Origin of the sequence: Rhizobium sp. BR 250, from assembly GCF_047445855.1 — a bacterium.
GTDB classification, from domain to species: Bacteria; Pseudomonadota; Alphaproteobacteria; order Rhizobiales; family Rhizobiaceae; genus Agrobacterium; species Agrobacterium tumefaciens_I.
Window position 1 is genome coordinate 50,570 of the sequence record NZ_JARWKW010000007.1, and the last position, 12,133, is coordinate 62,702.

General features: G+C 61.1%; 9 protein-coding genes. 8 read left to right on the forward strand and 1 reads right to left on the reverse strand.

The annotated features are described in order from the left end of the window. The first annotated feature begins 22 nt into the window (after nt 1-22). Together QD336_RS13010 and QD336_RS13015 are read left to right on the forward strand one after the other, a co-directional pair. A complete protein-coding gene (locus QD336_RS13010) occupies nt 23-802 on the forward strand; it encodes an SDR family NAD(P)-dependent oxidoreductase (protein ID WP_499170999.1) in 780 nt (259 codons plus the stop codon). Continuing rightward, complete coding sequence (locus QD336_RS13015) at nt 799-1,713, forward strand: PCC domain-containing protein (RefSeq protein ID WP_499171000.1); 915 nt, start codon at nt 799-801, stop codon at nt 1,711-1,713. The genes QD336_RS13010 and QD336_RS13015 overlap by 4 nt, the downstream gene beginning before the upstream one ends. A 4-nt stretch (nt 1,714-1,717) precedes the next feature. On the opposite strand, the gene QD336_RS13020 is transcribed toward QD336_RS13015, so the two are convergent. Then, entirely contained in the window at nt 1,718-4,069 is a 2,352-nt protein-coding gene (locus tag QD336_RS13020) for a helix-turn-helix transcriptional regulator (protein WP_499171001.1), read from the reverse strand. A 135-nt stretch (nt 4,070-4,204) separates the two neighbouring features. Here QD336_RS13020 and QD336_RS13025 point away from each other — a divergent pair, with 135 nt between their 5' ends. From QD336_RS13025 to QD336_RS13050, 6 genes are read left to right on the forward strand one after another with little or no spacing between them, the layout of a single operon-like run. Then, on the forward strand, nt 4,205-5,233 hold the full coding sequence (locus QD336_RS13025; RefSeq protein WP_269345696.1) for an ABC transporter permease: 1,029 nt from the start codon (nt 4,205-4,207) through the stop codon (nt 5,231-5,233). Further along, entirely contained in the window at nt 5,233-6,114 is an 882-nt protein-coding gene (locus tag QD336_RS13030; protein ID WP_020813268.1) for an ABC transporter permease, read from the forward strand. The genes QD336_RS13025 and QD336_RS13030 overlap by 1 nt, the downstream gene beginning before the upstream one ends. Nucleotides 6,115-6,118: 4 nt before the next feature. Beyond that, entirely contained in the window at nt 6,119-7,765 is a 1,647-nt protein-coding gene (nikE, locus tag QD336_RS13035; protein WP_499171002.1) for a nickel ABC transporter ATP-binding protein NikE, read from the forward strand. Nucleotides 7,766-7,782: 17 nt separating this feature from the next. Continuing rightward, nucleotides 7,783-9,339: a hydantoinase/oxoprolinase N-terminal domain-containing protein gene (locus QD336_RS13040; protein WP_499171003.1), complete on the forward strand. Its 1,557-nt coding sequence runs from the start codon at nt 7,783-7,785 to the stop codon at nt 9,337-9,339. Further along, nucleotides 9,332-10,465 carry an S-methyl thiohydantoin desulfurase family protein gene (locus QD336_RS13045; protein ID WP_004438394.1) on the forward strand — a complete coding sequence of 378 codons (1,134 nt, stop codon included), beginning with the start codon at nt 9,332-9,334 and terminating at the stop codon, nt 10,463-10,465. The genes QD336_RS13040 and QD336_RS13045 overlap by 8 nt, the downstream gene beginning before the upstream one ends. A 42-nt stretch (nt 10,466-10,507) precedes the next feature. Continuing rightward, complete coding sequence (locus QD336_RS13050) at nt 10,508-12,103, forward strand: ABC transporter substrate-binding protein (protein WP_269345688.1); 1,596 nt, start codon at nt 10,508-10,510, stop codon at nt 12,101-12,103. Nucleotides 12,104-12,133 lie beyond the last annotated feature (30 nt).

Consider the following 12,133-nt stretch of genomic DNA (forward strand, 5'->3'; position numbering starts at 1 on the left):
CAATCAACCCGGAGGAGACGGCATGACACAGCAGATGACAGGGACAAAAGGCGCTGTCGCAATCACCGGCGGCGCATCCGGCATCGGTTTTTCCACCGCACAGCTTCTGATGGAGCGCGGCTGGCAACCCTGGCTGCTGGACCTCAAACGCGAGGCACTGGATGCAGCCTGCGAAAAGCTCGGCATCGATGGGGCGCGCGGCATCGTCTGCAACGTGGCGGACGAGGCGTCGATTGAGCAGGCTTTCGCCGCCTTGACCTCGGGCGGCACGGATCACGCCCGGGATCTGGTGGCCGTCGTCAACAGCGCCGGCATCGGCATCGACAAGCTCTCCATCGAAACCAGCGTCGAGGAATTTCGGCGCATCGTCGATGTCAATCTCGTCGGCAGCTTCGCGGTAGCGCGCGCCGCCGCACGTTACTGGCTGGAGCGCGATATTGCCGGCTCCATCGTTAATATCAGCTCAGTCTCCGGCATGTGCGGCAATCGCGGCCGCAGCGCCTATGGTGCGTCGAAAGGCGGGGTTAATCTCCTCACGATGGTGATGGCAAACGAACTGGGGCAATCCGGCATCCGCGTCAATGCAATTGCTCCCGGTCCTGTGGATACCCCCCTCACCCAGGCCGTTCATACGGAGAATGTGCGTAGCCAATGGCATAGCCGCGTTCCCATGCATCGCTATGGCCGGACGGACGAGATCGCCTCCGCCGTGGCGTTCCTCGTGTCGGAGGACGCGAGCTACGTCAACGGCCAGGTGCTTGCCGTGGACGGCGGCTTCATTACTGCCGGGCTTGCGGTATGATCGACACGGGCACATCAGCGCTTACCCGTCGGATCGTCCATCCCGGCCCGATAACGCCCGAACGTTTTCGCGCAATCGGCTGTCACGCGCATCCCGTCGCTCTGACGGCAAGTCCCGGCCTCAGCGTCAATGAGGCGATTGGCGGGGCCTTTGCGCAGCTGGGCTTCGAGGGCGGTTACGTCAGACTGAAAAACGTGCCGATGAAGCGACTGCATTACGTCATGCCCGCGGCGGCACCAGATGACACACATGCCGCGTGGTATAGCGAAACCTTTTCCATGCCCGGCGGCATTATTCTCGATGCTGGCCTGCATATGGGCCGGCGCGATGGAAAGCCGTTTCTGCACTGCCACGGTTCATGGAGAAGCGCCGACGGCATCGTCTCGATGGGGCATCTTTTACCCTTCGAGTCCGAATTTGCCGGGGAAACGCCGCTTGAGGCGCTGGCGCTGGATGGTGCGATCCTCGACGTCCAGAAGGATGAGGAAACCAATTTCCCCCTCTTCACACCAGTCGCACGACCTCGCAGCCGCGTGGCGTCAGGATTACGGGCGCTGTTATGCACGGTGCGGCCCAATACAGATATCTGCGAGGCAATTGAAACGGCTGCCGCGCAATTTGGCCTCCGGGAGGCCAAAGTCGATGGTATCGGAAGCCTGATCGGTGCGGATTATGACGACGGGACGAGCCTCACCGCGTATGCCAGCGAAATCCTCATCCGCGATGGGCGTATCGGCCACTCCTCTGTGGGCCGTGACCAGGCGACGCTGGATATTTCGATGGTCGATCTTACCAAGCATATCAGCGGCGGGCGGCTGGTGCGCGGCAAAAACCCCGTCTGTGTCACGTTCGAATTACTTATAACCGAAAGACAAGCTCCAGGACATTTAACCAGGGAAGATCAGCACTAACACATTAAAGCCAATCCAGCGCCTTTGCTGCTCGAATGGCTTCAGAGCGCCGCTTGCAATCGAGCTTACGGAAAAGGTTGCCCAGGTGAAACTTCACCGTCACTTCCGAGATGTTCAGCGTCTGCGCGATCTTCTTGTTCGACATACCGCTGGCAAGCAGCTGCAGCATCTGCGCTTCCCTCTGGGAAAGCCCGCCATGCAGGGCGCGTGCCTGCGGGGAGTTTACCGAGTCGGCGAATATCGACAGCGCAGTGCGGACATCGGAAGAGGTCTCGATGAAACTGCGGATGCGACGATTGTTCAAGAGCGGTGACAGGAAGACTCGCTCCTCCGACAACACACCCCTGCAGCCAAGGCGGGTCGCCGATTCAAGGGCTGTGAGAATATGCGCCCGGGCAGCGGCATTGTCGCGGCGCTGATGCGCGGCATAGCTCTGCCAGATCCTGAGTGCCACTTTTTCCCGGTTGGTAACCTTGGGATTGGCGATCATCGCGTCTATCTGGCGAGAGAGATAGGCACGCGGCGTGAAAAGATGCACGGCGTCGCGCAGCCACGCCATGACGTAGGCGATTTCATCACGGCGCGTCAGCCTTGACAGGTCCTCATGCGCGCTTTCCACCCAGTTGCGGCCCATCGGCATACGGATTGCCGAAAGAGTGGCCGCAGCATCCGCCCAGCGATTGGCATTCTGATAGGCGATGGCCGTCCTGATCTCCATCATCGCATGAAACTGAAGCCCTTCCGACAGATGGATCCAAAGGCCGTCCAGAAAACCCGCACGGACGGTCATCGGAAAATGATCGATGAGCACCTGCGAGGCATAAAACAGCGCAAACTGCATCAGGCTTGGCCAGATTTCGGCGGCGGCGAATTGATCGAATTCGTGCTCAACGAAATGCAGCAGGTCGCGCGGCTTTCCCGCCTCATAGGCGAGACAGGCCTCCGCCAGCCGCAACATCCGGAACTCCTGCACGGCATCATGCGGCACCTGTTCCAGCCTGGCGCGAGCCTCCTGCGCCGCCCGGCGAGCCAGAAGCACGTCACCGCTCATCAGCCGCAGCACGATCTGGTGCAGGTGGATGAAGAATTCAAGCAAAGGCTGCCCACCCATCTTGCGCAGACAGATGAGGGCGCGGGCGGCAGCGGCCTCCGCCTCGCGAAAATTGCGGCGGCGGATTTCGAATTCAAGCAACGCATTGTAGTAGGCTGCCCACTTGCCGTGATCGTCCAACGGATAATCGGCCATGAATTCGCCGAGGCGCGTTATCATCGCGTCATTGGGCGTCAGATCCTCGGCGATCATCAGGTTCAGCCGGAAGGTTCGGGCGGCGAAAGAAAACCGCGAGTCCCGGGAAAGCACTTTCAGCGGATCGAGATAGTCCGACCCGAGGCTTTTGCCGACCAGATGCCGCACGCGCTGCAACTCCCCCTGTTTCAGCAGGGCGCGGGTCACGGCGAAAAGCACGGTTTCATTCGTCGCGATCATATCCTGTGAGAACCGCATGATGATCTCACGAAACCTGTCGACGCTGCTTCGGTAGATCAGTTCACGGCCATGCGCGCGTTCAAGCATTTGTGCGGCGTGTGTCTCATAGCCCCTGTCGAGCAGCATCGCCATCGCCGCAAGCGACTTCCCTGCCCTCTCAAAAGCGGACGCGACCTCCACCACGGCGCTACCGGCCTGCAGGGTGGCGAGACGGTCGCGCGCCGCCAGGGTCAAAAGTCGTATGAGCGTGGGATGATGTTCGGGACGTCGGGTGACGAAAGGTGGGAGCAATTCTGTCCACTCCGCCCTGGGTTCCACAGACGGATTCTCGAGCCAGAAGCAAAGCTCGACCGTCTGGGCGGGAGAAAGATGCGGCAGGTAGTTTTCCCGCAGATACTCAGCGCACAGCGTTTCGTCCGGGTGCCGGGCCAACGCCAGGAAGGCCGGCCATCCCGCAAAATCCTCAAGGGCAATGCGTCGCTGTTCGAATGGCAGGCTTTCGGTTTCATCGTTCCCCAGCGCCAGTTCATCCGGTCCAATGGTGAGCGAGCCGCGATGCAGGATTTGTCGCGCCAGCCCGCTGATCCGTTGATCGGGGCGGCAGGCGATGACCACAAAACGCACTGATTCCAGGATGCCGGCAGGCATACGCGCTGCCCGTGCAAAAACCGGCACATCCCACAGAAGGCAGCCATCCGCCACCTCGTCGCTTCGCGGCTGGTGGGTGCGGCATATGGTGGTGCCCAGTTCCTGCGCGAGCATCTCCAGCAGCACGCTTTTTCCCGCTCCTGCCGGGGCCCGCAGGAAAATGACGCCCACGGTTTCGCGGGCGATACGACGGCAAAGGCGGGTACGGGGCAAAAGCAACATTCACGAGGGATAAAAGATTTAAGCATCAAAACCTATACCAATCTTTCAAAAAACTATACCTTTTGGAGATTGTTGAAATGCGTTGACGATGAAAACTTGTGCTTAGCCAACCGATGCACAAGGAACGTTCCACCGATGCAGCAACATCCGCTGATCGCGATTTTGAACAGGCTCGGCACCTTCGTGCTGGTCATGATTGCCCTGTCCGTCATGATTTTCGTGCTCGCCCGCGTGGTGCCGGGAGATCCCGCCCGCATGGCGCTGGGGCCGGCAGCAACGCAGGAGCAGGTGGATGCGCTGCGTGGACAGATGGGTCTCGATAAGCCGCTCGCCGTCCAGTATCTCGATTATATCGGCAATGCGCTGCATGGCGATCTGGGCTTCTCGCTGGTTTCCCAGCGTCCCGTCACCACCGATCTGGCGCAGACCGTTCCCGCCACCGTGGAGCTGGTGCTGGTCTCTGTCATCTTCATGTTCGCCGTCGCCATACCCCTCGGTGTCATCACCGCACATTACCGCGACCGGCCGCTGGACCATATCGGCCGTATCCTGTCGCTCACCGGGGTGACGATCCCGAGCTTTCTTTTCGCCATCACGCTGCAATTGCTGGCCGCCCGGTTCCTCTCCGGCTGGCCGATCATCGGCAGGCTCGATCACTCGCTCGGCTGGCAAGGCGGCCCGACCGGTTTCATCCTTGTGGATGGCATGCTGGCCGGACGTTTCGACGTCGTACTCGATGCGCTGAAACATCTCGCACTGCCGGCTTTTGCGCTTTCCATGGCCGGCATCGGCCAGATCACCCGCATTACCCGCTCCTCGATGATTGAAAACCAGCGCAAGGACCATGTGCTGACCCTGCAAAGCTTCGGTGTGCCGGAGCGGGTCATCATCTTCCGTTACCTGCTGAAACTCTCTTCCATCGCGCCGCTGACGATCATGGGTCTCGAATTTGCGTCTCTGATCGGCAATGCCTTCGTGATCGAAATGGTTTTCGCCTGGGGCGGTTTCGCCTCCTACGGGCTGAACGCCATCCTGCAAAAAGACCTCAATGCCGTGACCGCCGTGGTGCTGGTGGCCGGCCTGTTCTTCATCGTTGCGAACCTGATCGTGGATGTCCTGATCTCGATCATCGACCCGCGCCTGCGCCGCAAGGAGGCTCGCTGATGGCTGATATGAAAATGCTCGAACCCACCGATCGCGGTCTAAGCGCCGGTTATATGATGTGGTATCGCTTCAGCCGCAATCCGGCGGCGGTCATCGGCTCGCTGATCCTGCTCTCGGTGCTGGTGCTGGCGGTCTTTGCGCCATGGCTCACGCCCTATCCGAAACATATCGGCGCGGTCGTCGATTTCCGCGCCCGCCATATGCCGCCGGATCTGGAGCACTGGTTCGGCACCGACAAGGCCGGGCGCGATATCTTTTCCCGCACCATCTTCGGGCTGCGTGTTTCCCTCCTTCTCGTCATCGGCGTGCTCGGCATTTCGGTACCTGTTGGCACGGTGCTTGGCCTCATCGCTGGATATTTCGGCGGCTGGACCGAAAAACTCATCAGCGGTCTGACGAATGTGATGCTGGCCATGCCGCCGCTCGTCATGGCGCTGGCGGTCTCAAACCTCCTGGAACCGACGCTGATGAACGCGATGATCGCGATCACGCTGCTATGGTGGACCTGGCATGCGCGGCTGATCTATTCGGTATCGAAGTCCATTGCCTCGGAAGATTACATCGAGGCGGCGCGTCTTGCCGGTGCAGGCCCGCTGCACATCCTCTTTCGCGAAATCCTGCCCAATTGCGTCTCGGTCATATCGGTCAAGACGACGCTGGACGCCGCCTTCGTCATCCTGTTCGGCGCGACGCTCAGCTTCCTCGGTTTCGGCGTCAAGCCGCCGACACCCGACCTTGGATCAATGGTTGCCGACGGGCGCCAGTTCATGCCGGATTTCTGGTGGGAAGTGCTCTGCCCCGGTGCGGCCGTGCTTTACGTGACGCTGGGTTTCAATCTGCTGGGCGACGGCCTGCGCGACATGTTCGACGTGGAAAGCTAAGGCCATGACTGAACCGCTTCTCAAGGTCGAAAACCTCAACGTCACCTTCACCAATTACGGCCGTACCCGGCAGGTGCTACGCGACGTCGCCTTCACGGTAGCCGCCGGCGAGCGCGTGGCGCTGATCGGCGAAACCGGATCGGGCAAATCGGTCACCGCCAAGGCGATCATCGGCACCCTGCCGAAAAATGCCGCGATCACCGCCGGCGCGATCGTCATCGATGGCCGGGATGTGCTGTCCATGCCGCGCAGGGAACGTGAAGCCCTGAAGGGTACGGCCTTTTCGCTGATCATGCAGGACCCGCTCTCCTCCTTCAATCCGGTCTTCAGGATCGGCACGCATCTCGATGATGTCATGCGTTTTGCCGACAAGCGCGACGGCATCAATTCGTCGAAGGCGGAGCGCCGCAACCGCATCGCAGCGGTTCTGCGCCGGGTACAGCTTGCCGATACCGAGCGGGTGATGAACGCCTATCCGTCCGAGCTTTCGGGCGGCATGCGCCAGCGCGTGCTGATCGGGCTCGCCCTGCTGCACCAGCCGAAGCTGCTGATCGCCGACGAACCGGGCACCGCGCTCGACGTCACGACGCAGGACGAAATCCTCAACCTCATCAACCAGCTGGTTGCCGAAGAAAACATGGCGCTGCTGATGATCACCCACAATCTCGGCGTCGTGCGCAAGGTGGCGGACCGGGTCGTGGTCATGCATCACGGCGATATCGTCGAGACCGGTCCATGCACACAAATCCTGCATGCACCTGCCGAGGATTATACGCGTTCGCTGCTGGACGCCGTGCCGCCGCTCTATGGCCCGCGCGTTACCGATCTGGTGCAAAGCACGCGCTCGCCCATCGTGACGATTGAAGGACTGAACAAGATTTACGGCAGGCGCAACGGTTATCACGCCGTGCGGGATGTGAACCTGACGCTCAAGGAAGGTGAAGTTTTCGGTCTGGCGGGTGAATCCGGCTCCGGCAAGACCTCGGTCGCGCGCATGATCATGGGCCTGTCGCGCCCCACCTCCGGCAATCTGGTGATCGACGCCCCGGCGCCTGAGCGTGGCAAGCGGCTGACGCAGATCGTCTATCAAAACCCGGGCACCTCGCTCAATCCGAAGCGCACGGTGAAACAGACGCTTGCCCTGCCGCTGAAATCCATCGGCATGGACGGGCAGACGCGTGAAAGCCGCATGCAGGAACTGATGGGGCTGGTACGGTTGCCGCAATCCTATCTCGGCAAATATCCGCACGAGCTTTCCGGCGGCCAGAAGCAGCGTGTGGCGATTGCCCGCGCGCTCGCGGCCGAGCCGAAAATCCTCATCCTCGACGAGCCGACGGCGGCGCTCGATGTCTCCGTGCAGAAGACGGTGATCGACCTTCTGCTGCAGCTGCGCGATGAGCTTGGCCTGACCTATCTGATGATCTCGCATGACCTGTCGCTGATGCGCAATTTCTGTTCGCGCATTGCCATCATGCTGCGCGGCGAAATTGTCGAGGAGGGCGTGACGTCGGCGGTCTTCGCCGAGCCGTCGCATCCCTATACCCGCGCCCTGATCGCGGCCATCCCCGTCGTCACCGACGAGGAAGAACGTCTCAAACCCACCGTGACCGAGGAAGAGCGCATGCGCTTCCTCGTAAAAACGACCGATTGATGAAAGAGGAGCCTGACGTGTATCGCGTTGGAATTGACGTCGGCGGCACGAATACCGATGCCGTTGTGTTGCAGGATAAAACCGTTCTGGCGGGGGTGAAGGCCTCCACGACAGAGGATGTGACATCCGGTGTCATCGAAGCCCTTGAAAAGGTCATCGAGGCGTCGGGCATCGACCGGGCGCGCATCGGCGCCGTAATGATCGGCACCACGCATTTCACCAATGCGGTGATCGAGCGCCGGCATATGGATGAGGTGGCCGCCATCCGTCTCGGGCTGCCTTCCGGCGCCGGCCTGCCGCCCATGGTCGACTGGCCCGACGATCTGAAGGAAATCGTCGGCAACCACGGTTACCAAGTACGTGGCGGTTACGAGTTCGACGGCCGCGAGATTTCGCCGCTCGATGAGGATCAGATCGTCCGTATCGCCGCCGATATCCGTGCCAAGGGCCTGAAGGCCGCTGCCGTCACCTGCGTTTTCAGCGGCATCAATGATGCGATGGAGCTGCGGACGAAGGAAATCCTGCAGGAACGCTGCCCCGGCCTGCCGGTGGTGATGTCCAAGGATATTGGCCGTCACGGCCTGCTTGCGCGTGAAAGTGCTGCAATCATGAATGCCAGCCTGCTGTCGCTTGCCGACCGCACCGTTGCGGCTTTCGGCGAGGCGCTGAAGGCGGCGGGCATCCCCTGCCCGTTCTACATCACGCAGAACGACGGCACGCTGATGGCGGCGGATGTGGTGCGCGGTTTCCCCGTGCTTACCTTCGCGTCCGGCCCGACGAATTCCATGCGCGGTGCGGCTTTCCTCACCGGCCTCAAGGATGCCGTGGTGGTGGATGTCGGCGGCACCACCTCCGATGTCGGTTCGCTGTCGCACGGTTTTCCGCGTCAGGCCTCGACCACGGTGGATATTGGCGGCGTGCGCACCAATTTTCGCATGCCTGATGTCTTCTCCATCGGTCTCGGTGGTGGTTCGCTGGTGGTCAATGGCGATCACGGCCTGACCGTCGGCCCGAAATCCGTCGGTTACCGCGTCCGCCGCGAGGCGCTCTGCTTCGGTGGCTCGACCCTGACAGCGACCGATATCGCGGTTGCCTCCGGCAAAGCGGATGTTGGCGAAAAGGCACTGGTTTCCAGCCTCGACAAGAAGCTCGTGGATGCGGCGGTCGGCAAGATCAACGACATGCTTGAGGCCTGCGTGGAGCGCAGCCGCATCTCGTCGTCACCGGTGCCGGTGATCGCCGTTGGCGGTGGTTCCATCCTGATGCCGGATCGTATCGGTGACCTGGAGGTCATCCGGCCTGAGAATTTCGCGGTGGCCAATGCCGTTGGCGCAGCGATCGCGCAGATCAGCGGCGAGACCGACCGGGTCTTCTCGCTGATCGAGGGACGCACGCGAGAGAGCGCACTGGCCGAGGCGGAAGCGGAGGCTCGCGAGAAGGCGATTGCCGCCGGCGCGATTGCCGAAACGCTGGAAGTCATCGAGCGCGAGGACATGCCGCTTGCCTACCTGCCCGGCAATGCCACCCGCATTCATGTGAAAGTTGTTGGAGAAATGGGAGCCAATCATGGCTGAGACACGCAAGCTGAAATATGACGAAGCGGCATTGCGGACGCTGACCCGTGAAGATCTCGACGCGCTGGAAATCGGTGCCGGCATTCTCGGCACGGGCGGCGGCGGCAATCCGTATCTTGGCAAGCTTTTGGCGCTGGAAGCCATGAAGGCCGGTTACGAAATGAAGATCCTCGCAACCGACGCCATCGAGCCGGACGCGCTCTGCATGTCGATCGGCGGCATCGGCGCACCTGTGGTTGGTGTCGAACGCATTCGCGAAGGCCGCGAGGGCCTGCGTTGCCTGCGGGCGATGGAGGAGTTGATCCGCACGCCGGTCGACGCCATCGTCTGCGAGGAAATCGGCGGTTCCAATTCCATGAACCCGCTGGTGACTGCGGCGCTGGGTGGCCTGCCGATCCTCGATTGCGATGGCATGGGCCGGGCTTTCCCGGAAATGCAGATGACCACCTTCTCCATCTATGGCCATAGTTCCACGCCATCGGTGATGTGCGATCTGCACGGCAATGCCGTCATTTTCAGCCATGCCGTTTCAGAAGTCTGGCACGAACGCATGGCGCGCGCCTGCGTCGTTTCGCAGGGCGGCGGCGCGATGCTGGCGACCGCGCCGATGCAGGCGCATTACGTGCACCAGTATGGCATTCCGAAAACCTACACCAAGGCGATCGCCATCGGTGAGGCGGTGATCCGCGCCCGCAAACAGCAGGAAGACCCGATTGCCGCGGTCTGCGCGCTGGAAGGCGGACGGCGCATCTTCAACGGCAAAATCACCGATCTGAAGCGCCACCTGCGCGGCGGTTTCGCGGTTGGCGATCTTACGCTGTCCGGTTTCGACGATTGCGCCGGCCAGACGGCTGGCGTCGCCATCCAGAACGAGTTCCTGCTGTTTTCCCGTGACGGCAAGGTGGAAGTGACGGTTCCCGACCTGATCGTCCTGCTCGATGTCGACACGGGTTATCCGATCACCACCGAAGTGCTGCGTTATGGCCAGCGCGTGGCCGTCATCGCCATCCCCTGCCATGACCTGCTGCGCAGCGCCCGCGCGCTTGAGGTCGTCGGGCCGGCGGCCTTCGGTTATCCGGACATTCCTTTCTCACCGCTGCCCGTCCCGGTCAGCAAGGCTGCCTAACCATAAGCGGGCCAATGACCCGCAATAAAGAGGAGAACGATAATGAAAATGCCTGTACTTTCTTCCCGTCTCGCCGCGCTGGCGCTCGGTACGGCGCTCGTGCTGCCGCTTATCTCTTCCGCAGCCCTTGCGGAAGACAAGGTGTCGGTTGCGGTCAACACCATGCAGATATTCAGCTCGCTCGACCCGGCGAAGGTGACTGATTACACCGGCTACATGGCCATCGTGAACATGTATGACGGCCTGACCACGGTGAACGCCAAGGGCGAGATCGTGCCGCATCTGGCGAAATCCTGGGAGATTTCGCAAGACGGCCTGACCTACACCTTCCACCTGCGCGACGATGCGAAGTTTCAGGACGGCACGGCGGTGAAGGCTGCCGATCTTGCCTGGTCGATCCAGCGCCTGCTCGGCATCAACAAGGGCCCGTCGAACCTCATCGTTGGCGTGCTGAAGCCCGAAAACGTCACCGCGCCAGACGATGCGACGCTGGTGATGAAGATCGAGCGCCAGTTCTCGCCCTTCATGGCGGCAACGCCCTTGATGATGGCGATGAACAAGACGCTGATCGAAGCCAATGCCAAGCCGGAAGACAAATGGGGCGAAGCCTATGTGGGTGAACATTCCGCCGGTTCCGGCCCCTACAAGCTCGTCAGCTACAATCGTTCCGCCGATATGGTCATCGCCCGCAATGCCGATTATTTCCTCGGCTGGACGAAGGGCAAGCCGATCGATGAAGTGCGCTTCGTGCAGACCAGCGACGACGCCACCGTCAAGGCGCTGGCGGAAAAGGGCGAACTCGGCCTTTCCTCGCACGGTCTTGGCAACGACACCTATGAATCCATCGGCCGGATGAAGGGTTACAAGCTGATCCAGACCCGCACCGCCGGCGGTTTCGTCATCAAGCTCAACACCAAGGTCTATCCAACCGATGACGTTCATGTGCGCCGCGCCATCGCCTATGCGACCGACTACAAGACGATCCAGGAAGTGATCTATCCGGGCTTCGATATGAAGGGACCGCTTTCCGACGCGTTCAAGGATGCGCATAACGGCGATATCCAGCCGGGCGTCTACGACCTTGAAAAAGCCAAGGAAGAACTGGCCAAGTCGAAATATGCCGGCCAGAAGATCACGCTGGTCAACAGCTATGTCGCGTCGCTCGCCTTCGAGGCCGAAGTGGCGTTGCTGTTGCAGTCCAGCCTCGAGCAGATCGGCATCACGCTCGATATCAAGCCGGAGCCGTGGAACCGCATCGTCGAGCTGTCTTCCAAGCCGGAAACGACGCCGGCATCGACGCAGGTGAACATTTCGCCGACCTATCCGTCGCCGGACGCGATGTTCTACAACCAGTATCATTCCAAGGCTTCCGGCACCTGGATGTCGATGGAATGGTTGCAGAATGCGGAAATCGACGGCCTGATCGACAAGGTTCGCGCCACCACCGATGTCAACGAGCAGAACGCCACCTACAAGGAACTGCAGACGAAGATCGCCGACCTTCAGCCGGACGTCTGGGCGGTTGCGCCGAACCGCCGTTATGCGGCGAACAAGTGCCTTCAGGGTTACGAGTTCATTCCCATGCAGAGCTGGGACCTGAACTTCTCCAATTTCCATTGGGACTGCAAGGCGGAGTGATCTCCGCCTGATGAAAACCGGCCCCGCCAC

Excerpts from the sequence above, each read along its gene's own strand:
- QD336_RS13030 (WP_020813268.1), top strand. The coding sequence starts at position 5,233 with ATGGCTGATATGAAAATGCTCGAACCCACCGATCGCGGTCTAAGCGCC.
- nikE (WP_499171002.1), top strand. The coding sequence starts at position 6,119 with ATGACTGAACCGCTTCTCAAGGTCGAAAACCTCAACGTCACCTTCACC.
- QD336_RS13025 (WP_269345696.1), top strand. The coding sequence starts at position 4,205 with ATGCAGCAACATCCGCTGATCGCGATTTTGAACAGGCTCGGCACCTTC.
- QD336_RS13020 (WP_499171001.1), bottom strand. The coding sequence starts at position 4,069 with ATGTTGCTTTTGCCCCGTACCCGCCTTTGCCGTCGTATCGCCCGCGAA.
- QD336_RS13045 (WP_004438394.1), top strand. The coding sequence starts at position 9,332 with ATGGCTGAGACACGCAAGCTGAAATATGACGAAGCGGCATTGCGGACG.
- QD336_RS13010 (WP_499170999.1), top strand. The coding sequence starts at position 23 with ATGACACAGCAGATGACAGGGACAAAAGGCGCTGTCGCAATCACCGGC.
- QD336_RS13050 (WP_269345688.1), top strand. The coding sequence starts at position 10,508 with ATGAAAATGCCTGTACTTTCTTCCCGTCTCGCCGCGCTGGCGCTCGGT.
- QD336_RS13015 (WP_499171000.1), top strand. The coding sequence starts at position 799 with ATGATCGACACGGGCACATCAGCGCTTACCCGTCGGATCGTCCATCCC.